Genomic DNA, 21593 nt, shown 5'->3' with positions numbered 1-21593 from the left:
TTGGCTATGAAGCCTACCAACGGAAAAACTGGAGAAAAAGTTTTCTTTCTCTTTCTTTCTTTCTTTCTTTCTCTATATATATTATGGTGAAAATAACCAGTTACACTCCATGAGAGAGCTTCATGCATTGGCCGATTGAGAGACCGTGAACTGATTGAAACATCGAATTACGCCTTTTCGGGTGGCTGCTGCCTGACAACCGAAGGGACTCCCTTCAGCCTTGCCTCCCCACCTCGTAAAAGTCTTAGGAAGGAGAGGGGAGGGGGTTCGGGGGAGGGGGAGGAAAGCCCTTCTTCAGAAGGGTTTCCTCCCCCCTCCCCCGATTTTCCTCTTTCTCTTTTTTCATTCCACAGGCGGATTCCAGCCGCTGTCGCCGCCCGCTCCAGTCGTGGTGATGAAACGGACTGCGGAAACCGCGCCATCCGGGGCTACGCGGGCCATGATGCGGAAGGCCGTGGGCTTGCCCTGCCGCCGCACCTGAATATCGTCGACCCAGCCGATGGTCGAGCCGAAGCGCAGATCGCTGAATACATATTCCGTGTACCCTTTGAGTGGGCCCTCAAGCGGGATTTCAGCTTCAAGGGCGGGGTAGAGGGCAAAGCGTTCATACGCCCGGAACATGCGATCCTTTTCGGCAAGCTCGGCCCAGAGCGGCTGCGGCGGCTTGGCATAGGCAATGAACGTCTGAGGCTCCTCCGTGAATACCGTATAGCCCGCCACGTCCCAAACATCCCCGCGATCCAGAATAAGTTTCCAGTGGAAAGGCGTGAAGGCGTCGGGTACGAGATGCACGGCGCGCACATCATCCCAGAGTCCCTTTCCACTCTGGCCGGGAGCCAAATCCTCACTGAGAAGCTGTTGGGTGAAAACGTCGGGCGTGTAGTGGCTGTCCTTAAGATGCGCCTCAAGGCCCACACGCGTGGCCAGCGAGCCGAGCGGGTAGAGAATAGTCCAGAGCAGGAGGCCGATCATGACGGCGCGCCGTTTCCGCCAGAATATGATCCCAAAGGCCAACGGCAGGAGAAGCAGCGGGTCTACGATGAACAGCGCATTCAAACGCACCCTGTAGTCGCTGAACGGCAGAAAGACCTGCGTGCCGTACGAATTCATGCAGTCCAAAAAAATATGGTGCAGAATGAGCAGATAGGCCACGAGCCACGCCAGCGGCAGCGGCCAGTTGAACGGCGGAGAGCCGTCGGGGGCTTTTGGGACGCGCCAGCGGTTCATCAGCCGGGGGATGAGGGCAAGGAGAAAAGCGAGCCCCAAGCCTCCGATGAACGAATGGGTGATCCCCCGGTGGTATTCAATGTATTGCAGCGGGGTGTGGATAAAGAAGACATCCATATCGGGCGAAGCCGCCACCAGCGCCGCCCATACCGGAAGCCACCAGTTGCGTTTTCCCGGCAGGGCGTAGCCGATGACGGCTCCGCTCAAGGCATGTGTGATCGGTTCCATAGCGTTCCTTCCCTTGCAAAAAAGAAGGGGAAGCGCTTTTTCCGCGAAAAGCCCTCTTCCCCTGTGCTTTGCCAAGTGATGCGGCGTATCACGGTACTGTGTACTGGACTCACTGCCGCCTCCCGCTTTTTCATGCTGAGGCAGGGCTGAAGTGTTTTATACCGGGCGCATGTGCCGCATTCAACAGGAAAATAAGCCCGGACTGCACTTGTGCAAGCCGTTCCCCAGATCCGACCAACGATTCGCCCCCAAGGGAAGAGGCGTGGGCGGCGTCGGGGATACGGCTTTTCAGCAAAGGCGCCGTCATAGCATTTTGGTTGTTTTTATCACTACAATATAATGAAAATACAGACTTTTTATCCGAATTTCCACAGGCGGCCCCATGCTTGGGCCTTTTATTGGTTATTCCCTTGGAATTTCAAAAAATAAAGCGTCAACCGTTTCTTATGGGGCAGCCTCAGCAAACAAGCACCATTGCGGGCATCAATGCTGTGAAAAGGCAATGCTGCCCTGACCAAGCAGGTCGTGCATGTGAACCATGCCGAGCAGGCGGCGTTCCTCATCGGCGATGGGCAATACCGTGATAGCTTTGCTTTCCATGAGCTCAAGAAGCGTGGCGACCGTATCCCCTAGGGTTCCGCAGCGGGGGGAAGGCGTCATGACGGTGCTGACAGGGGCCTGCGGATCGAGCGTCCCGCGGCAGACGGCCCGCCTGACGTCGCCGTCGGTCAGGATGCCGCTGATCCGGCGCTCGCCATCGAGCAGGAGCACGGCCCCAAGCTTGCCTTGATCCAGTTGGCGCAGGGCTTCCGACAAGAGGCTTGTTTCGGAAAGCTGGGGAAGCCCTTCAGTCCGCATCACTTCTCTGACGTTGAGCTTCAGGCGCTGCCCCAGGCTGCCTCCGGGATGGTAGCGCAGGAAATCTTTTTCCGTAAATGATTTTAGCTGCATCAGGCAAACGGCCAACGCATCGCCGAGGGCGAGGACAGCAGTGGTCGAGGCTGTAGGGGCGAGCCCGTGCGGGCAGGCTTCGCGGGGGACGCCCGAATGCAGCGTCACGTCGGCAAGGCGCCCAAGGGTGGAGTCCTCCCTCCCCGTCATGGCGATCAGGCTGGTGCCGAGCGATTTCAGCGCGGGCAGGATGGCGTTCAGTTCCGCCGTTTCGCCTGAATTGGAAATGGCAATGATGACGTCATCCTTGCGGAGGCTCCCCAGATCGCCGTGGGCCCCCTCCACTGGATGGAGGAAGAAGGCCGGGGTGCCGGTTGAGGAAAACGTGGCGGCGAGCTTGCGGCCGACCAAGCCGGATTTGCCGATGCCGGTCACGACGACACGCCCGGTGCATGCCGCCAGCAACCCCAGCGCAAGGACGAGGGGGGCTTTTTCCGGCGTTTGGGCGCTGAGCCTGTCCCGCACGGCGGCGAGCCCGGCGATTTCAGTATTCAAAACGTCCTGCGCGAGCTTGATGAGCGCGGCGGGCCCGGTATGGGAATGTACGGATTGAGTCATGGGGAAACGTCCTTGAAGCGGCACGGCATGCCGCCGTTACACGGGAAAAAGAGAGCGAACAGGAAGCATAGAAAAAGAATGGCCCGCAGGCAAGCCGGCAAAGGGGCCGCCGTCTCTCATGCGGAGAACGATATTTCTCAGCCTGTTGACGATATATGTCGGTTCACGTACTCAGAAAAGAGGCTGTTCCGCCCGCTTTCCCCCTTTTCGTTTCCTTCTTTTACGATATGGAAACCTTTCACAATATTGCAAGGCGAAGCCCGTTCGGGTATCCACCTCTCTCTATCATTTCATTTGGGAGTCCCCTATTATGGATATTAAGGAAATCCGCGCCCACGCCAAGGATCGCATGAAGGGCTTTTGCCGTGTTTGCCCCGTGTGCGATGGGCGTGCCTGCGCGGGAGAAACGCCCGGTATGGGCGGCATCGGAACCGGGAGCGCTTTCAAGAACAATGTGGCCGCGCTTGCCGGCGTCCGCCTGAACATGCGCCTGATTCATGAGGTCAAGGAGCCCGTCACGGAAACGGAAGTGCTCGGCTTCAAGCTGCGCCTGCCCGTGCTGGCCGCACCCATAGGGGGAACCTCCTTCAACATGGGCGGGGCCCTTTCCGAGGCGGAATATGCGCGGGCCATCGTATCCGGCTGCCGTGAGGCGGGCATTGTCGGCTGTGTCGGCGACGGCGCGCCGGACGAGCTGCACGAAGCGGGGAATGCCGCCATCGCCGCCGAAGGCGGCTGGGGGATTCCGTTCATCAAGCCGTGGGAAGGCGAGGAGCTGGAACGCAAGATGTGCAGGGCCGCCGCCACAGGAACACGTGTGCTCGGCATGGACATCGACGCGGCGGGGCTGATTGCCCTAGCCCGCATGGGGCGGCCCGTGTCCCCGAAAACTTGTGCCGAACTGAAGGCCATTGCGGATCGCTCACACGGGCTCGGCATGAAATTCGTGCTCAAGGGCATCATGACGGTCGAGGATGCCATCGCCGCCGAGCGCGCCGGATGCGACGGCATCGTGGTTTCCAACCACGGCGGGCGGGCCCTGGATCATACGCCGGGAACCATTGAGGTCCTTCCCGCCATCGCCGCTCAGGTCAAGGGCCGCATGGCCGTTTTGATGGATGGGGGCATCCGTGACGGGCTCGACGTGCTCAAGGCGTTGGCCTTCGGCGCGGACGCCGTGTTGATTGGCCGCCCCTTCTGCCTCGCCGCCGTGGGAGGCGGTTCCGAAGGCGTAAGGCTGACGGCGGATCATTTTTACAACCAGCTTGTGCGCAGCATGGTGCTGACAGGCTGTCCGTCCGTCCGCGAAGCCGGGCGCCGCCTCGTCAGCACGGCCTCCCTCGCCTGAAGACATACGGAGTATTCATGAAACTGACATTGCCTCAAAGACATAAGCTTGGCCAGTCCATGCTGTGGAACCTGTTTGTGCTGACTGTCGGCGCTGTGTTCTTTTCTCTCGGCGCGCAGGCCGTGGCCTCGCATCACGGGTTCCTTACCGGGGGGATTTTTGGCGCCGGCCTGCTCGGCTGGTACGCCACGGGGCTGTTCACGCCCGCTATCTGGTACCTGCTGATCAATATTCCGCTGTTTTTCGTATCGTGGTTCCAGATCGGGCGGCAATTCTTTTTCTATAGCCTCTACGGGAGCCTTGCGACCACGGTCATCAGTGAGTTCATCACCTTTCAGGTGCCGATTCAGGATCATTTCTACGCGGCAATCACGGCGGGCGTGCTCTGCGGCACAGGCACCGGGCTCATGCTGCGGACGCTCGGATCCGGCGGGGGCTTGGATCTCATCGGCGTTATCCTGAACAAGCGCTGGAACATCGGCATCGGGCGGTTCAACTTCAGCTTCAACGCGGTGATGTTCCTCGCCTCCATGACGACCATTTCCCTTGATATGGTCATTGTGTCGTTCATTCAGGTTTTCGTGGCCTCCGCGACCATCGAATACGTGCTCCGCATGGGCAGCCAGAGGAAAATGGTCTATGTCGTCACTGATCGGGGCGAGGCGCTGTGCGAGGCGATCATTGCCGAAGGCTACGGCGGCGCGACCGTGCTCAAGGGCAAGGGCGCGTACAGCGGCGGCGACCGCGAGATCATCCTTACCGTAACCAACAACATCATGTTGCGGCGCTTGGAGAACCTTGTTTTTGCCATCGACGACAAGGCCCTCTTTATTGTGGAAAATACCTTCTACGTTTCCGGTACCCGGTACCCCAGAAAGTCGATTATTTAGAAGAATTCTCCTTGGGGAGGAAAACGCCTTTTCAAAAGGCTGTGTTATAGAAAATGGTTGATGCTTTTTCCTTGAAGTTCCACAGGGATAGCCGACAAAATGCCTTAGCCCTGTATTCCGCCAAGAGGAAAACCGGAGAAAAAGACTGTATTTTCACCGCACTGTGGAGATGAAACAACCACATACTATAACAGAGCCTTTCAAAAAGGGCCTTTCCACCTTCCTCTCCCTAGGTTGTGTCGTCATTTTAAATGTAATTATTTGAAATTATTGAAAATAATGTTTTTGTGGCCTAGAAAGATAGTTAAATGATTTCAATGTATTATATATAATTGATGACACAACCTAATAAAGCCGCCTCCCTTCCTTCACATTTTGTAAGGGCAGATGATGGCTGCCGTGGCTCGGATGGCGGCGGATTTCCCGCCGTCCCCCGGTCTTGCTCTAAAAGAGAATCACTTCCGTATCGGCATAAGCAAAAAAGAGACATTCACTTTTACAATGAAAGCCTCCTTTCAGGTATCTGAAATTCAAAATGAATTTTTCAGAACATTATCGAAAGGCTATGTCATAGAAAACGGTTGATGCTTTATTTCCTTGAAATTCCAAAGAAATAACCAATAAAATCCCCCAATCACAGAGGCCACCAGCGGAAAATTTGGAGAAAAAGCATATATTTTCAGTATATTGACGAAACAAAAACAACCATGTACTCTGACAGAGCCTATCGAAAAGGCGAATGCCTCGCAAAAAAGCCCTATTGATATAAGCAAAAGCCCTTCTGAAATCATCCAGAAGGGCTTTTTTCATAGGCTCTGTTTATAGTATATGGTTGTTTCATCTTCACAGTACGTGAAAAATACAGCTTTTTCCAGTTTTCCCCTTGGCAGGCTCTACGGCTAAGGCATTTTGCTATCCCTTTGGAGTTTCAAGAAACAACCAATAAAATGCCCCTAGAGCGTTTTCAGGTTGAAAATGTTCTTTAGGAAGCAGACAGCCGCTGCGAAGGTATACCCACAATGTCTTTACGCTGTTCAATGCCGGAGCGAGCGTGTCTTACACTTTAACATTGTAAATTTTTAAAGTTAATGGCTGTGTCATAGAAAACGGTTGATGCTTTATTTCCTTGAAATTCCAAAGAAATAACCAATAAAATCCCCCAATTACAGAGGCCACCAGCGGAAAATTTGGAAAAAACATATGTTTTCAGTATATTGCTGAAACAAAACAACCATGTACTATGACAGAGCCAAGTTAATTTACCCCAGCATGGAGTCCATCGACGGAAAAACTGGAGAAAGCGTCCCTATTTTCACCTTCACCATATGTGGAGACAAAACAACCACATATTATGACGGAGCCTTTTCATAATACAAAGGCGTGTCCACCTTTTTCCCCGAATCCTTTATGAGGGATTCGATAAAGACGAAACTCTTTGAAGGGAAGGGGTGGGGTTTGGGGAGGGGAAGGGAAACTTTCTTGAGAAAGTTTCCCTTCCCCTCCCCAACATATTTTACCAATCCAGCGTCGCCTTGAAAGCGTGGGCCAGCGCTTCGACGGGGACGGAGAACAGCGCGCTGTCGGCGGAGGCCACGGTAAGGCGGGCATCGGAAGTGACTTCGCCGATGAAGGCCGCGGAGGCCCCGAAGAGGGCTTCAAACTCGGCGGCCTTGTCGGGGGCCACGGCTACCAGCAGACGGCTGGCGGATTCGCTGTACAGGGTTTCCGTGAGCGTGAGCGCACCGATGACCGGAACGCGGTTCAGGGCCAGATGCGCGCCAAGGCGTCCGCCGATGCACATTTCCGCCAGCGACACGGCAAGGCCGCCGTCGGAGAGGTCGTGGCAGGCCGAGATGAGGCGGCTGTTGATGGCCTGATGGAGCTTCCGGTAGCTGGCGAGGGCGGACTTGGCATCCACGCGGGGCACCGTGTTGCAGGCAATGCCGAGCTGGTCGGCGATTTCGCTGCCCGCCAGTTCGCGGGCCGTGCTGCCGATGATGTAGAGGCGGTCGCCCGGCTTCTTGAAGTCGGAGGTCACGGCCTTCTTCACATCGTCCATGATGCCGAGGACGGAGAAGAGGACGGTCGGCGGAATGGAGATCTTCTTGCCGCCGCCGGTATAGTCGTTCTTCATGGAGTCCTTGCCGGAAATACAGGGCACGCCGTAGGCCACGCAAAGCTCGGAGAGGGCCTTGCAGGCGCGTACAAGCTGGGCGAGCTTGTATTCGCCGTCCGGGGTCTTTTCGGACTGCACCGGGTCGCACCAGCAGAAGTTGTCCACGCCGGCCATGCGGTCGGGGTCGGCGCCCACGGCCACGGCGTTGCGGATGCCCTCGTCCATCGCGTTCGCCATCATCCAGTAGGCGTCGTAATCGCTGTATTTGGGGCAAATGCCGTGGCTGATGACCAAGCCGGCCTCGGATTCGAGGATGGGCCGGATGACTCCCGCATCGGACGGGCCGTCGCGCTTCACGCCGGTGAGGGGCTTCACCACGCTGCCACCCTTCACTTCATGGTCGTACTGGCGGATCAGGTATTCCTTGCTGCAAATGTTCAGGCGGCCAAGCATGGCCTTGAGGAGTTCCGCCTGATCCACGCCGCCGTCTTCGATGCGGGCGTCGGGGTGCACGGGCGCTTCCCATACGGCGTTGAGCTGGTACTGCGGCACGCCGTCGTGCATGAATTCCATGTCGAGATGGGCCACAAGCCTGCCGTTGTAGGTCACATGGAAGACGCCGTCGTCGGTAAATTCACCGAGCGGGGTGGCTTCCACATCCATGCGCTTGGCAAGGGCAAGAAATTCGTCGAGCGCCGCCGGAGGCACGGCGAGGGTCATGCGCTCCTGCGCTTCGGAAAGCAGGATTTCCCACGGGCGCAGGCCGTCGTATTTGAGGGGCGCACGGGCCAGATCGATGCGGCAGCCGTTGGTGTCTTCCGCCATTTCTCCGATGGAGGAGGACAGGCCGCCCGCGCCGTTGTCGGTAATGGCGTTGTACAGGCCGAGATCGCGGGCGCGCATGATGAAGTCGTACATCTTGCGCTGGGTGATCGGGTCGCCGATCTGCACAGCGGTGGCGGGGGAACCTTCGTGCAGCTCTTCCGAAGAGAAGGTCGCGCCGTGGATGCCGTCCTTGCCGATGCGCCCGCCGGTCATGACGATGATGTCGCCTACCTGCGCCTTCTTTTCATAGCCCTTGCGCGGCTTGCCGTCCGTGGAGGACTTGCTGGCGGGCACTTCGGCGGGGATCAGGCCGATGGTGCCGCAGTAGACCAGCGGCTTGCCGAGGTAACGCTCGTCGAACACGATGGAGCCGTTGACGGTGGGGATGCCGGACTTGTTGCCGCCGTGTTCCACGCCTTCGCGCACGCCTTCAAAGACGCGGCGGGGATGGAGCAGGCGGGGGGGCAAGGCTTCGTCATGGAAGGGGGACGCGAAGCAGAACACGTCGGTGTTGCAGATGAGTTCCGCACCGAGGCCGGTGCCCATCGGGTCGCGGTTCACGCCCACGATGCCGGTCAACGCCCCGCCGTAGGGATCGAGGGCCGAGGGGCTGTTGTGCGTTTCCACCTTGATGCAGGCGTCGTATTCGGGCGTGAAGGCGATGACGCCCGCGTTGTCCTTGAACACGGAACGGCAGAAGTCCTTGTCGCCGAGGCTCTCGCGGATCCGCTTGGTCGTGTTCATGATACAGGTCTTGTAGAGGCTGTTGATCGTCTCGCTGGTCCCGGCGTCCTTGTCCGTATAGGAAATCTTGGACGCGAAAATCTTGTGCTTGCAGTGTTCCGACCACGTCTGGGCGAGCACTTCAAGCTCGGCGTCGGTGGGATCGGCGGGCAGGCCGAGCTCCTTGCGCTGCGCTGCGACTTCGGGGCTGGAGAACCAGTCCCTGATCTTGGTCATTTCCTCAAGGCTGAGGGCCAGCGTGTTTTTCTGGCTCACTTCCAAGAGCTGGGCGTCGTTCATGGAGGAGAGCGGGACGATGTTCACTTCATCGCAGGACGCGCCGGTCACGCGGGCGGCCTTGGGGGCGAAGCCGGGTTCGGCGTCCCACTGGGCGCGGCTCTTGATTTCAAATCGCTGGATGAGCTCGTTGGCGAGGAGGTCGCGGGCGATGCGGGTGGCCTGTTCTTCCGTCAGCGGGCCGTGGAGACGGTACTGGACGGACGTGTACACGGCGAGGCTGCTGCGGTCTTCGATGCCGAGCACGAGCGCGGCGGTGTCGCGGGCGGTGCGGCCTTCATTGTCCGTGACGCCGGGGCGGTAACCGACTTCAATGATCCACGACGTGCCTTCTTCGGGCAGGGGCAGGGGAGACAAGGATACGGCCTGCAACACCGGATCGTGCAGCACGCTTTTCGCCATGAGCGTATTCACCTGTTGCGCGTCGAGCCCCTCCAGCGTGAACACCTTGATCGTGCGCACGGACTTGACGGGGATGCCGAGGGCCTCACGGATGCTGGCCGCCGTTTTACGGCCGATCGTGTCGTCAAGGTGGGGGAAAAGGCCGGCTTCAATGCGGTAGAGCATGTCTGTCTCCTGAAAAGGCTGTTTGAGTGACCGTGGAAAAGGTTGCGTGGACAAAAATCAGGCGTCGCGGTTGCGGACGTAGCCGATAAAGCTCGTGAGGATTTCCCCGTACGGCGAGGCAGGGAGCCCGGCGGTGAGGGCATCGAGGTTTTCCTGCGCCTTATGCAGATAGGAATCGGCAATGCCGCGTGTCTTGTCGTCAAAGCCTTGGGCGCGGACGGCATCAATGACGTGCCGGACGTCTTCGTCGGTAAAGGACTGTTCCGCGAAACGGGCGAAAAAGGCGTCACGCTCGGCCGGGGCCAGCGAGTCGGCATAGAAGAAGATGGGCGGCGTCAGTTTGCCTTCGCGGACATCCCCGCCTTCGGGTTTCCCGGTCAGGCTGGAAGGGGCGAAATCAAGCGCGTCGTCGACGATCTGGAAGGCCATGCCCAGATTAAAACCATAGCCGGTCGCCCCGGCAATCTGTTCCGGGGTGCCGTTGGCCCTGATCGCGCCGATGTTGCAGGCGGTCCGGATCATCCACGCCGTCTTGCCGGCAATGATCTGATTGTAAACCAGCAGATTGGGAGCCCTCTTCCCCTGGTTGGCGATTTCGAGGATTTCGCCGTTGGCGGTCTGGGCGATGGCGTCGGACGTGGCGGCGGTCAGCCTCGGATCACCGAACCCGGCCACGATCTGGTTTCCCTTTGCGAGCAGCGCGTCCCCGGCGAGAATGGTCTCGGTAACGCCGAAGACCTTGTGCGTGGCCGTGCTGCCCCGGCGCATTTCCGCGTTGTCCATAACGTCGTCATGGAGCAGGGTCGCCACATGGAACATCTCCATTGCCGCGGCGAGGGAATAGATGTCGTTGTCGGCATAGCCGAGCAGACGGGCCACGAGTACGGTCAGCAAGGGCCGCAGCCGTTTTCCCCCGTTCCCCATCGCGTATTGGGCGATGGGCATGATGGAGGCGGGGAGTTCGGCGGCAGCCTCGGCCAACGCCGCATTGATGCTGGGTTGTTCCTGTTCGATAAAGGTGCGGAGTGTGATCATGGGCAGATGAGGATAGGGTTAGCGGCTGAGGGTACGGCCCCGCCGCGAATCCGTTCTACATAGCTGTTAGCCGGTTGATGTGCAAGTAGCTTTACAGCTTCCACGGCTTTTCCTACAAGGGAACTTCGTTTCGTCCACCTCTTGCAGCGAGGAGCGCATGGAGTTCAACAGCAAGCTTTTTTTCAGTGCACTTGGGCTGGCCTTCATTCTGGAAGCCCTTCCTTATACACTCTTTCCCGAACGAATGCGGCAGGTTCTGCAAACCCTTGGCGAGGAGGGGGCTTCCGGCCTGCGCCGGATGGGGCTCTTCTCCCTTGTGGTGGGCCTCATCGTACTTTGGCTTACGCTTGGATAAAAGCCTTTCAGCCTCCGACACTCCGGCTCATACTCGGATGAGAGTCCACGATAAACCCCCGCCCCTATCCCCACTTGGGTGGCCCCTTGTGGATTCTTCGCATTGTTCCGACAAGCCGGAGGCGCGGCCTGAGCCGGACAGATTTTCCTTGGAACGGAAAAGCCCCTGAAGGCGGATGCATTCAGGGGCTTTCGTTACGCTTGGGCCGCTCTTACATGAAGAACAGGTAGGTGATGAGGGCGAAGCAGGGGAACAGGATCCCCACGGACCACAGCATGTAACCGAAGAAGCTGGGCATCTTCACGCCCTGATCTTCGGCGATGGAACGAACCATGAAGTTCGGGGCGTTCCCGATGTAGGTCACGGCGCCCATGAACACGGCACCGGCGGAGATGGCGGAAAGGGTCTCGGTCCAGTCGGTCATCAGATGCGCGGCGTCGCCGCCGGCGGTGTTGAAGAACACCAGATAGGTCGGGGCGTTGTCGAGGAACGAGGAGAGGAGGCCGGTCAGCCAGAAGAACATGGCGTTCACGGGCTGGCCTTCGTGGAAGACCATGTTGATGACCCCGGCGAGGGCGCCGTCGGTACCGGCGCGCAGAATGGCGATGGCCGGGATCATGCTGATGAAGATGCCGATGAACAGCTTGGCGACTTCAAGGATGGGCTCCCACGTAAAGTTGTTCAGCTTGCGGCATTCCTTCGTGGTCAGGGCAAGGGAAGCGCCGGCGAGGGCAAGCAGGATGACGTCGCGGGCGGCGTTCTGCAGCTCAATGTGCGTGCCGTAGATTTCAAAGCTGGATTCGGGCTTCCAAATGCCGGACATGAGCACCGAGATGACAACGCCGGCCAAAAGCAGGAGGTTGACCTTACCGTCAAGGCCGAGTTTTTCATTGGACTGGGTGGCAGGCTTCGGCTTGCCTTCCTTGCTGAACAGAACCGTATCCAGAAGGAAGAAGATGCCGAGCAGGATCAAGGAAAGCAGCGCGGTCTTGCAGAACAGATGCACGGTCGTCCAGAAGAAGGACACGCCCTTGAGGAAGCCGAGGAACAACGGCGGGTCGCCGAGGGGGGTCAGGGAGCCGCCGATGTTGGCGACAAGGAAAATGAAGAAGATGACGATGTGCATGCGGTACTTGCGGTGCTCATTAGCCCGGAGCAGGGGGCGGATGAGCAGCATGGCCGCACCGGTGGTTCCCATCCAACTGGCGAGGATGGTTCCGAGGGCGAGCAGGCCGACGTTCACCGCAGGCGTACCCACGAGCTGACCTTTGAGGCGGACACCACCCGCAATGGTGAACAGTGCGAACAGCAGGATGATGAACGGCACGTATTCCATGAAGAGGACATGGACGAACTGATAGACAGCCAGCTGGAGTCCGAAGACCATGGCGCAGGGCACGAGGAAGGCGAGGCCCCAGAAGACAGCCACCTTGCCGAAATGGTGATGCCAGAAATGCGGCACGGCGAGAGGGCCGATGGCGATGGACAGCAACATGCAGACAAAGGGAACCACCCAAAGGATGGACAATTCCGCTCCGTTGAGGTCGTGACCGCCGGAAGCCTGGGCAGACAGGGGTACCAGCGCCGTCAGCGCCAGTGCCATAAACATGGCAAACAGTCGTTTCATCTCAGGTCAGCTCCTTGGGAAAACTTTTTTTATCAGATGTCCCTTTAGTATGAAAATGCAAGAAGATCAAGACGCACACCTACAAAGGGCTTCTTGTCTCCATAGGAAAGGATTTATTTTTTACGCTTTGGAGAGCTTGTCTTCTTTTTCCCGTAAGTCCGTAAAGACGGCGGAAAGGCCTCCCCTTCCCCGTGACGCATAGGCATTTTGAAAAACTTCCGCGGCTTCATGGAGCTCCTCGGCGCTGCCGAAGCCATAGCTCGCCGTTGGTTCTGCCGTGTCCGCGGCGTAGAGGTCAAGGCGATGCATCTGCCAGTCGCTATATCCGTGAAGGCGTTTGATGTCGACAATCATCCCGGCGGAACCGTTGATGATCCATGAACCTTGCCGCTCGTCGATGAGCAGATAGCCCGCTCCGGTGTCCCACCATGTAGGATGCATGCCGAGCTTGTGGATGAGGCGGCGCGTTTTCCAGTAGGGGAGGGTACGGCTGACGAGGTTAAGCCCACGGAAGAAAAAGAAGATGGCGATGACGGGGGTAATGCCGATGGCTACGAGGCCGGGCAATGGCGACCAGAGGTAAAGATGCCACGCTCCCACGGCAAAGAGGATTGCCAAACTCCAGCGGAAGAGCCCGCGAAGCAGGGGAAGGGGGCCAAGGACAGTATGGATCGCAACTGGCGGCATAACGGCTCCGGAAAACGCCGCTGGACGTTTTGGCTAGACGGGATAATAGAGGTATATGCACCTATATCTAACGTGACAGAGGGAGTGTGACAACCTCTTTTTATAATTATAACACGGAAGAAAATCACGGTTTACAGATACTGCGCCGGTGGGTTAACATACCTACCTGTTCTCCTCCAACCGTTCGGGTATCCTATGTCTTGTGCATTTTTTTCCGGCTCCTCCTTTAGAAGATCTCAGATAGTGTGTTCCAAGCGTTCCATCACATTGCTGGCTGCGGATTGTATAGCACTTTTTGGGACTATGTTTTTAATAGGCGTCATTCGGATTCTATTGGGTGGTGAAATCTCACTTTCACAGCATGTTCCTTTAGCATTATTTCTGTTGCTTGCTCCCATCGTCAACGCTTTTGAAGGATTGTATAGTGAGGTTCCTCCGGCATTGCCGGAAGAAATGCGTCTGCTTGGGATATCAACATCCATCGCCTACTTCAGTATTGCTATTTTTCTTTTTCTTGGCCGTGGCGATCTCCCTTCACGTACTGTTTATGTCTGGTCTTGGTTCTTGAGCCTTGGGACGGTTCCCTTGGTTCGTTGTGCATTGCGTTCCCGTTTCTCCCGGGAAACATGGTGGAGAGTGCCCACAGTTGTGTTCGGTGCGGGAGAGCTTGTTCCTCGCGTAAAGGAGTACCTCAATAAGCATGCAGAAGCGGGATTGCTTTTGAAAGCCCATTTCGTCGGTCAGGCATGCATGGAAGGGGAAAAGGAACGGGAGAATACGTCTCAATATACCTGCAGCGGTCTTGAGCCGTTGTACAGCCGTTCGGACTTGGATACGTTCATCCGCCTTTATCCGAGAACGTGCGCCATTGTCGTCATGGAAAGAGACGCTCCGCTTTCATGCCGCCAAGATTTGATTGATTTAGCAAGCTTGTTGTTTAGTTCGGTCATTATTGTTCCTGAAGACTTTTCGGAAGGGGAAATTCCTTTCTGGGTACGCCCCGTGGAAATTGGGGACGTCCTTTGCTTTAAAGTACGGCAGAATCTGCTTGATCCCAAAAGATTAACTCTGAAACGTGCCGTGGATTTGTTTCTCTCGGTCGTAGGCGGCATTGCCATTTCCCCTTTTCTTGTCCTCATTGCCCTTGCCATTAAATTGGAATCGCGCGGCCCGGTTTTTTTTAGGCAGAATCGTATAGGCCGGGGAGGGCAGACCATCCGCATCTTAAAGTTCCGAACGATGGTGCATAATGCAGAGGAAGTCCTTCAGACGTATTTACGGGAAAACCCTGAGCTGCGTGAAGAGTGGAAAGCGGATCAAAAGCTGCGTAATGATCCCCGTATTACAAAGGTCGGGGCTTGGCTGCGCAAGACAAGCCTAGACGAATTGCCTCAGCTCTGGAATGTTATACAAGGAGAAATGAGCTTGGTGGGGCCGCGTCCCATCGTCGATGATGAGATCGTGAAGTACGGTTCGGCTTTCGCTTCCTATACGCGTGTACGGCCCGGTATGACCGGACTCTGGCAGGTTTCCGGGCGAAACGATCTTTCATACAGCCAGCGTGTTCACCTTGATCGTTTTTATATCTGTAACTGGTCAACATGGCTCGATATTTTGATTTTGGCAAAGACGTTTCCCGTTGTCCTTGGGCGCAAAGGGGCTTATTGAGATTTCCAAAGTATACAGCAATGTTTTATCTGACTAAGTAAGAAGAAGGCCCGGAATATTTTCCGGGCTTTTATTATGGATTTTACTGTATTGAGGATGTGAAGTGGCCGAAACAAAAGGCTCTGTTATCGTATGTGGTTGTTTCATCTCCACAGTGCGGTGAAAAGTATAGCTTTTTTCCAGTTTTCCCCTTGGGGGATCCACGGCTAAGGTATTCTTTGGGGTATCCCTTTGGAGTTTCAAGGAAAAAAGCATCAACCATTTTCTATAACACAGCCAAACAAAAAAGGAACCTATCGGCATAGCGAGTGTTTTTTTGAAGGAAGAGGCGATTAGAGTGGAAATTCATAAAATACTGTGAGGAAGTAAGGAGGCTTTCCCATGCATCCAGAGAATATCCCTGAGGGAATGGATAGGAGCAGGGGGAAGGAAAACTGTGATGAGATCCGGTATGCCTTTTTTCTTTGGCTGTATCATAGTATATGGTTGTTTTGTTTTTAGCAATATATTGAAAATATGTGCTTTTTCTCCAAATTTTCCGCTGGTGGGCTCTGTGGTTGAGGGATTTTATTGGTTATTTCTTTGGAATTTCAAGGAAATAAAGCATCAACCGTTTTCTATGACACAGCCTTTTCTTTTTCAGGAGATTACGGAGAACGGACGGACAAGTTTTACAGTTTATTACTTGTATAAAAAACAAGGCCATGAATTGCTTCATGGCCTCGCATCAATTTGGGATAATGCTTAGTTGGCGGGCTTGTCGGCAGCGGGAGCGGCGGGCTTGGGCGCATCTTCCAGCCGGACGTCAAGAATTGTGGATTCCTGCGCCTTGTGGGAGCTGGACACGTAGTTGTAGCTCAAGGATGTAATGATGAACAGCACCGCCATGAATGCGGTCATCTTGGCCAGCAGGCCGCCCGCACCGGAGCTGCCGAATACGGAGGCGTTGCCGCCGCCGAAAATGACGCCCATTCCTTCCTTGCCCGCTTGGAGCAGGACAAGGATAACGAGGGTTACACATACGATGACATGCAAGGAAAGAATCAGGGTCTGCACGGGGGGAACTCCTCAGCAGGCTGGACAATGCCTGCGCTGAACCGGCTGTGCCAGTAAATGTATGGGCCGATACGTTGGCCGAAGATACGCCGACTTCCTGCCGGGCGGGAACACGGTGTTCCACGGTAGAACAGGATTGGTATCGGCGTTCCGGGAACGGAAGGCGGAATCCTGCGCGCCTGCCGTTCTTCTAGGCAAGATCGGCACGGACGATGTCGGCAAAACTTTGCGCCTGTAAAGAAGCGCCACCTACCAGAAGACCGTCAACGTTGTCAAGGGAGAGAATGGCCTTGGCGTTGTCCGGCTTTACGCTTCCGCCATATAAGATCTGGATGCCGATGCCGTTGGAACCCAGCAGGCTGCTCAAAAGTTCGCGTATCAGCGTGTGCACCATGCGGATGTCTTCGTCGGAAGCGGTCTGGCCCGTGCCGATGGCCCACACGGGTTCGTAAGCCACGGCAAGACGGGAATAATCCGCATTGGGGCCGAGCCCGGCAAGCCCCCTTTCGAGCTGGAGCCAGAGGATGCTGTTGAGTTTCCCGGCTTTGCGTTCGGCGAGGGTTTCACCGATGCAAAGGATGACGGAAAAGCCTTGTTCCAGCGCAAATGCCGTCTTCTTGCCCACGAAGTCCGGGCTTTCCCCAAGCACATGGCGGCGTTCGGAATGGCCCGTGAGCACCCATGTGCAGCCTGCTTCGCGGAGCATGGCCGGGGAAATCTCGCCGGTGAAAGCACCGGATTCGGCGGGGTACATATTTTGTGCGCCGATGAAGATGCCGGGGGCGCCGTCGAGCCCTTCCTTTGCGGCTTCCAGAGCGGTGAACGGTGCGAACACGATGACATCCCTATCGTCCGGGGCGCCGCCAAGGATAGAGGCGAGTTCGTGCGCGGTGGCTTTGGCTTCCGTGCGGGTTTTGTTCATCTTCCAGTTGGCGGCGATAATGGTGCGCATAGAATACTCCCACGAGCGTAATTTATGGATTCGTCCGAGTCTGTCCCATATCCAAAGTATAAATGAGCGCGTCTTCTCCGGTATCTTGGTAATACCCGCGCCGCTTGCCCACTTGCCGGAATCCGAAGGACTCATACAGATGGATGGCGGGCGCGTTGCTGATCCGCACTTCAAGCACTCCCCGTAGTATGCCCGTTTCTTTGGCATCCTGCAAGGCTGTAGCCATGAGCAGGCTGCCATATCCGCGGCGGCGCCTGTCTTCCCGTACCGCAATATTGAGGATTTCAACTTCGTCCGGCGTGTGGTACACCGCGATGTACCCTGCAAGTTCCCTTGCGGGGAGCGGCGAAGCCGTTTCCCGGATGCCGAATGCACGAAAGGTTTTTCCCGCGAACGCTTCGGCAAAGCTCTGCTCCGTCCACGGAAGGGCGAAACAGCGGCTCTCCAAAGAGGAGAGGGCGGGGGCATCTTCAATAGCCAGCCGTATGCAACGGACGGCCTGTTTAGGAGAATCATGCGTCATACGATCGTTCCCGAACCATGTGAAAGTGAAGAACCGTTGATCGAATATGCGGACGAACACGATCGCCCCCTGCTGATTGCCCCTCCCTCAGAGGCATTCCCCCTGCGCAGGAAGGCGGTTGGTGCCGTCCTGTGCGACAGGCGGGGCAGGGCATTCGTACGGAGGCGGGCATCCGAAAGGGGCGTGGAAACGTGGGACATTTCCGCTGAAACATACGTCCGCTCCGGTGAGGCGAGGGAAGAGGCCGTAGGGCGCGCCGTACGCGAGACGCTGGGCCTGTCCAATGTGCCCTTCGGGGAAGCGGTTCCCGCAGCCTTCAAGCCTGCCGGGGGGAACGTCTCCCTCACGCTGTTCCTTGCCGAACTTCCGGGGCTCCTGCCCCCTGACTCATTGCGGGAGGGGCATTTTCTGGATCGTGAAGAGCTTGTGGGGATGGCGGAAACATTTCCCGATTTGTTCAGCCCGGTATTGCTTTGGGCAATCGGGACAGGGTGCCTTTGGAAGCGCCGGTGATCCAGCTTCAGCATTCGATCAATAAATCCCTATACTTTTCGGGATCGTCCAGAGTGATGCCCGCGCCGCGCAGCACCGTGGTCAGCGGATCGGAATCCACATGCACGGGGATGTGCGCCGCCTTGGTGATGCGGTCGGCGAAGCCTCTCAGCAACGCCCCTCCCCCCGTCAACAAGATGCCTTGCCGCATGATGTCGGCCCCCAGTTCGGGCGGAGTGGCTTCCAGCATTCCCATAATCGCGCCGACGAGCTTTTCGATGGTGGGTTGGAAGGCTTCACGAATATCCGCATCGGAGAGAGTAAGAGTCCGGGGGCTCGCGGTTGTGAGATCCTTGCCCGAAACTTCAAATGACAACGGCGCGGGAAGGGGGGCGACGGAACCGAGGGCGATTTTGATACGTTCGGCCATATTTTCGCCCACGACGATCTGGTATTGTTCTTGGACGAAACGCTGGACTGCCGCGGTCAGGGCATCGCCCGCAAGCTTGAGCGAGGTGGAGCAGGCCATGCTGCCGAGCGTGATGACCGCGATGTCGGTCGTCCCGCCGCCGATGTCCATCACCATGCTGCCCACGGGTTCGAGCACGGGCAACCCCGCCCCCACTGCTGCGGCGACGGGCTCTTCAATGAGCTTCACGTTACGGGCCCCGGCCATCGCAGCAGCTTCGGCTACGGCACGGCGCTCCACATCCGTGATGTTTGTCGGCACGCAGATGACCACATCCGGTTTTATCGGCCAGTTGCCGATGGCTTTTTTCAGAAATGTGGCGATGAGCGCCTGCGCCGCATCAAAATCAGCGATGACGCCGTCCCGGAGGGGGCGGATGGTGGAAATGCGCTGCGGGGTCTTCCCTATATAGCCTTTGGCTTCCTTGCCCACGGCAATGAACCGTTCGCTGACGGTATCCGCAGCGACAACGGAAGGCTCATTGATGACGATGCCTTGAGACTGGACAAAGACCAGCGTGTTCGCAGTCCCCAGATCGATCGCTATGTGCTTGCGGAGCATGGATCAATCTTCCTCATTCATCGGGGCAGACGGCGCAGAGTCCGGATCATAGGCCATTGCGCCGTCACGGTGTACTTTTGCGCGCGGCAACAGGCTTTTGAGCCGGTGGCGGAGATACAGCATCTCAAGGTACTGCGCCAGATAGGTTACGGCAATCTTGGTGAACGTCCGCAAGTTCTGGGACAGGGAACGGGGGTTCAGCCCGGCGAAACACAGGACGCCGCAAGTGACCTTATTAAGATGCACGGGCAGGCACATGACGGATTGGAAGTTGGGCACTCCCGGCAGCTTGCCGAAGAGCGGCGTACTGGGGGAGCCATCGCCTCCTTCCGCATGTACGGGCACTTCGTTGCGGAAAACCCAGCTGACGAGGCCGCCGCTCGTGAGGGGCAGTTCGGGCATGCCGTCTTCCGTAATGAGCAGAGGCGTGTTTTCGCCTTCCACCGTATATGTGGATCCGCCTTCCTGCGCGGTGGCGAACGCGACGTATTCAAACTCCGTGCTCTCGGCCATCAGGCGCAGGAAGGCCCCAAGGTACTCCCGCCAATGCGGGGTCTGCGCACTGAGTTCGGAAAGCTGCTCCAGCCGGGTGAAATAGCGGCGCAGATCTTCGGCGTCGCATGCCAGCCCGGCGGAATGGACTTGGCGGGCGAGGTGCCGGGCGAAACGATGGAGGAGAAGCTGATCTTCTTCAGTGTAGGCACGGGGGCGTACGCTGTCCACGCACAAGGCCCCGCCCTCTGGGATATGGCAGCCCATGAATGCGGAAATGGCGCCTTCGTCGTTTTCATCATAATAACCGAGGAAGGTATGCCGCATATCAAGGTTGTTCACGATGACGGGCTGCTTATGCCGCAAAATCCACCCGACAAGCCCCTTCCCCGGCGCAATGCTGACCTCCTGCACGTTCGGCTCGCTGTCTGTGGAAGAGAGCGCGACCGTATAGTTGCCGGACTGATCCGGCAAAAAGAGGACGGCGCTGTGTGCGTCGAAGGTGGTTCTTATAAGAGCCAGGAGCGTGTTGTCATTATCGTGAAGCGTTGCCATGAAAATCTCTTTCAGGGATAGAGTGTCGATATGAAAGCGCAAAGGAGTCGCTTCCGTTTCACCGGAAGCCAAGTCCTCATACAAACACGTCCTTCAACATAGCAGGGGGAGGATGCCCATGCAACCGTCTTTTACGGTAGAATGTACCGTCCTCGCCCTTAGAAAGACATTATAGTCTATCTATGGGTAAAAATAAACTCTTTTGGGAGAGTACGGCCGAGTGCGGCCCCAATGGGGGCCGTTGTCCCTCTGTGGGGGCATCTGCCGCCTAAACGGAGTCTGCGGCATATCCGAAAAGGGATAAAAACTTGTGAGCGGCAGGCGTCGGCGTGAGGGAGGGCCTAAGTTCAAGGCGTACCCCTGCAAGGGGGCGTTCCTCCCGAATGGGCTGCGCCTTGCTGCGGTATAGCCTCCGGTACGTTGTGTTCCGTCCATGCTTTTTGTTTCATTAGAGAGGGCGGATATTCCTGACCCCAGCATCTGACGAGCAAGCCCCGATAATCCGGTATGGTGCAGTGTGGGGCTGCAATCCGTACTGTTGCCGGAAGCATTTCAATTGACGGAAAACTCTTTTCAACCATATAAGAGATGTTCTGAATCCGATGAACAAATGGGAGAATAGCCTTTGAAAACATCAGTTTTATTTGCGGCACTTGGTGTTGCCTTGATCTCTTTTCCCGGTACGGGCTCCGCTTCCGACGATTTTGCCGGTGGGTGCAAGCGTAAGGAGCAGGCTATCGAGACAAAGATGGAATATGCCAGAAAACACGGGAATCAGGAGCAGCTCCGTGGACTGGAAGAAGCTCTCAGCCAAGTCCGCCGATGGTGTTCGGATGGCAGCCTGCGCGCCAAGGCAGAACTCAAGGTTTTGGAAAGGCAAGATAAAGTGCAGGAGCGGCAGGCGGATCTCGATAAGGCTGTCGCAGAAGGCAAGGGAGAAAAGAAAAGAGCCAAGTTGCAGCGCAAGTTGAGCGAGGCCAAAGAGGAATTGGCGGAAGCCATCGCGAAGCGTGACGCGCTGGCCCTGTAATACTTTTATTCTTCCAAGTTTGGATGGATGGCCAACAGGGGGGAGTTTACAGCTTTCCCCCATACTCTTTAAGGAGCTGCTGCCCGGATGGAGCGTGATGGGGGAAAGCCTCGCAACTGGCCTTGTAGATAGCTTTTGTGGGGCAATTGCTTTTTTGTGTGGGAGCAAGCCTTGCCCCTCCCACGTGTCCGGGAAGCGCGCTAGAAAAATTTTATATCCAGACCTGCGCGAAAACACAGGAGAAACGGGTGTCTCCCGTCAAAAAAATCAGGAAAAAAATAAAAAGTCGTTGACAGGAGTCGCGCAGAGGTGCATAACCCGTTCTCGCCGCTGCGGGACAAAGCGTCCCGTTGAGCCGGGC

Annotated in this window: 20 protein-coding genes; 8 read left to right on the top strand and 12 right to left on the bottom strand. The window is 56.9% G+C overall.

Annotation, left to right across the window (positions count from 1 at the left end; all coding sequences use genetic code 11):
- Positions 1-342: 342 nt before the first annotated feature.
- From ACZM8Y_RS03975 to ACZM8Y_RS03965, 3 genes are all read right to left on the bottom strand, one after another.
- Entirely contained in the window at positions 343-1455 is a 1113-nt protein-coding gene (locus tag ACZM8Y_RS03975) for a metal-dependent hydrolase (protein WP_482333472.1), read from the bottom strand.
- 130 nt (positions 1456-1585) lie between these two features.
- The gene (locus tag ACZM8Y_RS03970; protein ID WP_487480083.1) at positions 1586-1762 is read right to left on the bottom strand and encodes a hypothetical protein; all 177 of its coding nucleotides are present in this window, start codon (positions 1760-1762) and stop codon (positions 1586-1588) included.
- 176 nt (positions 1763-1938) lie between these two features.
- Positions 1939-2964 carry a KpsF/GutQ family sugar-phosphate isomerase gene (locus ACZM8Y_RS03965; RefSeq protein ID WP_337432177.1) on the bottom strand — a complete coding sequence of 342 codons (1026 nt, stop codon included), beginning with the start codon at positions 2962-2964 and terminating at the stop codon, positions 1939-1941.
- Between the two features lie 310 nt (positions 2965-3274).
- Between ACZM8Y_RS03965 and ACZM8Y_RS03960 the strand changes: the two genes are divergently transcribed.
- From ACZM8Y_RS03960 to ACZM8Y_RS03950, 3 genes are all read left to right on the top strand, one after another.
- Complete coding sequence (locus ACZM8Y_RS03960; RefSeq protein WP_308771723.1) at positions 3275-4312, top strand: alpha-hydroxy-acid oxidizing protein; 1038 nt, start codon at positions 3275-3277, stop codon at positions 4310-4312.
- Between the two features lie 17 nt (positions 4313-4329).
- On the top strand, positions 4330-5202 hold the full coding sequence (locus ACZM8Y_RS03955; RefSeq protein ID WP_302553134.1) for a YitT family protein: 873 nt from the start codon (positions 4330-4332) through the stop codon (positions 5200-5202).
- 387 nt (positions 5203-5589) lie between these two features.
- Entirely contained in the window at positions 5590-5787 is a 198-nt protein-coding gene (locus ACZM8Y_RS03950) for a hypothetical protein (RefSeq protein WP_482333475.1), read from the top strand.
- Positions 5788-6715: 928 nt separating this feature from the next.
- On the opposite strand, the gene ACZM8Y_RS03945 is transcribed toward ACZM8Y_RS03950, so the two are convergent.
- The gene (locus ACZM8Y_RS03945; RefSeq protein ID WP_482333524.1) at positions 6716-9730 is read right to left on the bottom strand and encodes an AIR synthase-related protein; all 3015 of its coding nucleotides are present in this window, start codon (positions 9728-9730) and stop codon (positions 6716-6718) included.
- Between the two features lie 57 nt (positions 9731-9787).
- Positions 9788-10765: a polyprenyl synthetase family protein gene (locus tag ACZM8Y_RS03940; RefSeq protein ID WP_482333522.1), complete on the bottom strand. Its 978-nt coding sequence runs from the start codon at positions 10763-10765 to the stop codon at positions 9788-9790.
- Between the two features lie 157 nt (positions 10766-10922).
- On the opposite strand from ACZM8Y_RS03940, the gene ACZM8Y_RS03935 reads away from it, so the two are divergent.
- Positions 10923-11120, top strand: a complete 198-nt coding sequence (locus tag ACZM8Y_RS03935; RefSeq protein ID WP_302553127.1) for a DUF2065 domain-containing protein — start codon at positions 10923-10925, stop codon at positions 11118-11120.
- Positions 11121-11331: 211 nt separating this feature from the next.
- Here ACZM8Y_RS03935 and ACZM8Y_RS03930 read toward each other — a convergent pair whose 3' ends face one another.
- Positions 11332-12747 (bottom strand): sodium:proton antiporter, encoded by a 1416-nt coding sequence (locus ACZM8Y_RS03930; protein ID WP_302553125.1) that lies wholly within the window; start codon positions 12745-12747, stop codon positions 11332-11334.
- Positions 12748-12867: 120 nt separating this feature from the next.
- Entirely contained in the window at positions 12868-13434 is a 567-nt protein-coding gene (locus ACZM8Y_RS03925; protein ID WP_482333520.1) for a hypothetical protein, read from the bottom strand.
- 195 nt (positions 13435-13629) lie between these two features.
- Here ACZM8Y_RS03925 and wbaP point away from each other — a divergent pair, with 195 nt between their 5' ends.
- Entirely contained in the window at positions 13630-15102 is a 1473-nt protein-coding gene (gene wbaP / locus ACZM8Y_RS03920) for an undecaprenyl-phosphate galactose phosphotransferase WbaP (RefSeq protein WP_482333518.1), read from the top strand.
- Between the two features lie 439 nt (positions 15103-15541).
- A complete protein-coding gene (locus ACZM8Y_RS03915) occupies positions 15542-15850 on the top strand; it encodes a hypothetical protein (protein WP_482333517.1) in 309 nt (102 codons plus the stop codon).
- Here ACZM8Y_RS03915 and secG read toward each other — a convergent pair.
- From secG to rimI, 3 genes are all read right to left on the bottom strand, one after another.
- Entirely contained in the window at positions 15847-16158 is a 312-nt protein-coding gene (secG, locus tag ACZM8Y_RS03910; protein WP_479859492.1) for a preprotein translocase subunit SecG, read from the bottom strand. The two genes, ACZM8Y_RS03915 and secG, sit on opposite strands and share 4 nt — an antisense overlap.
- Positions 16159-16348: 190 nt before the next feature.
- Entirely contained in the window at positions 16349-17110 is a 762-nt protein-coding gene (tpiA, locus tag ACZM8Y_RS03905) for a triose-phosphate isomerase (protein WP_302553120.1), read from the bottom strand.
- A gap of 22 nt (positions 17111-17132) precedes the next feature.
- Complete coding sequence (rimI, locus tag ACZM8Y_RS03900; RefSeq protein ID WP_479859491.1) at positions 17133-17633, bottom strand: ribosomal protein S18-alanine N-acetyltransferase; 501 nt, start codon at positions 17631-17633, stop codon at positions 17133-17135.
- Here rimI and ACZM8Y_RS03895 point away from each other — a divergent pair.
- Positions 17625-18146, top strand: a complete 522-nt coding sequence (locus tag ACZM8Y_RS03895) for an NUDIX domain-containing protein (protein ID WP_479859490.1) — start codon at positions 17625-17627, stop codon at positions 18144-18146. The genes rimI and ACZM8Y_RS03895 overlap by 9 nt on opposite strands.
- A gap of 7 nt (positions 18147-18153) precedes the next feature.
- Here ACZM8Y_RS03895 and ACZM8Y_RS03890 read toward each other — a convergent pair whose 3' ends face one another.
- The gene (locus ACZM8Y_RS03890) at positions 18154-19155 is read right to left on the bottom strand and encodes a rod shape-determining protein (protein ID WP_479859489.1); all 1002 of its coding nucleotides are present in this window, start codon (positions 19153-19155) and stop codon (positions 18154-18156) included.
- A 3-nt stretch (positions 19156-19158) separates the two neighbouring features.
- A complete protein-coding gene (locus ACZM8Y_RS03885; protein ID WP_308770871.1) occupies positions 19159-20202 on the bottom strand; it encodes a GAF domain-containing protein in 1044 nt (347 codons plus the stop codon).
- Positions 20203-20827: 625 nt separating this feature from the next.
- On the opposite strand from ACZM8Y_RS03885, the gene ACZM8Y_RS03880 reads away from it, so the two are divergent.
- Entirely contained in the window at positions 20828-21232 is a 405-nt protein-coding gene (locus ACZM8Y_RS03880; protein ID WP_479859488.1) for a DUF1090 domain-containing protein, read from the top strand.
- Positions 21233-21593 lie beyond the last annotated feature (361 nt).

It is taken from the genome of Bilophila sp. (genome assembly GCF_057864385.1).
Note: the sequence above shows the minus strand (reverse complement) of the source record. Positions and strands in the feature narration are given on the sequence as shown.

Coding starts and splice junctions, on each gene's coding strand:
- ACZM8Y_RS03975 (WP_482333472.1), bottom strand. CDS start 1,455: ATGGAACCGATCACACATGCCTTGAGCGGAGCCGTCATCGGCTACGCC.
- ACZM8Y_RS03970 (WP_487480083.1), bottom strand. CDS start 1,762: ATGACGGCGCCTTTGCTGAAAAGCCGTATCCCCGACGCCGCCCACGCC.
- ACZM8Y_RS03965 (WP_337432177.1), bottom strand. CDS start 2,964: ATGACTCAATCCGTACATTCCCATACCGGGCCCGCCGCGCTCATCAAG.
- ACZM8Y_RS03960 (WP_308771723.1), top strand. CDS start 3,275: ATGGATATTAAGGAAATCCGCGCCCACGCCAAGGATCGCATGAAGGGC.
- ACZM8Y_RS03955 (WP_302553134.1), top strand. CDS start 4,330: ATGAAACTGACATTGCCTCAAAGACATAAGCTTGGCCAGTCCATGCTG.
- ACZM8Y_RS03950 (WP_482333475.1), top strand. CDS start 5,590: ATGATGGCTGCCGTGGCTCGGATGGCGGCGGATTTCCCGCCGTCCCCC.
- ACZM8Y_RS03945 (WP_482333524.1), bottom strand. CDS start 9,730: ATGCTCTACCGCATTGAAGCCGGCCTTTTCCCCCACCTTGACGACACG.
- ACZM8Y_RS03940 (WP_482333522.1), bottom strand. CDS start 10,765: ATGATCACACTCCGCACCTTTATCGAACAGGAACAACCCAGCATCAAT.
- ACZM8Y_RS03935 (WP_302553127.1), top strand. CDS start 10,923: ATGGAGTTCAACAGCAAGCTTTTTTTCAGTGCACTTGGGCTGGCCTTC.
- ACZM8Y_RS03930 (WP_302553125.1), bottom strand. CDS start 12,747: ATGAAACGACTGTTTGCCATGTTTATGGCACTGGCGCTGACGGCGCTG.
- ACZM8Y_RS03925 (WP_482333520.1), bottom strand. CDS start 13,434: ATGCCGCCAGTTGCGATCCATACTGTCCTTGGCCCCCTTCCCCTGCTT.
- wbaP (WP_482333518.1), top strand. CDS start 13,630: ATGTCTTGTGCATTTTTTTCCGGCTCCTCCTTTAGAAGATCTCAGATA.
- ACZM8Y_RS03915 (WP_482333517.1), top strand. CDS start 15,542: ATGAGATCCGGTATGCCTTTTTTCTTTGGCTGTATCATAGTATATGGT.
- tpiA (WP_302553120.1), bottom strand. CDS start 17,110: ATGCGCACCATTATCGCCGCCAACTGGAAGATGAACAAAACCCGCACG.
- ACZM8Y_RS03895 (WP_479859490.1), top strand. CDS start 17,625: ATGCGTCATACGATCGTTCCCGAACCATGTGAAAGTGAAGAACCGTTG.
- rimI (WP_479859491.1), bottom strand. CDS start 17,633: ATGACGCATGATTCTCCTAAACAGGCCGTCCGTTGCATACGGCTGGCT.
- ACZM8Y_RS03890 (WP_479859489.1), bottom strand. CDS start 19,155: ATGCTCCGCAAGCACATAGCGATCGATCTGGGGACTGCGAACACGCTG.
- ACZM8Y_RS03885 (WP_308770871.1), bottom strand. CDS start 20,202: ATGGCAACGCTTCACGATAATGACAACACGCTCCTGGCTCTTATAAGA.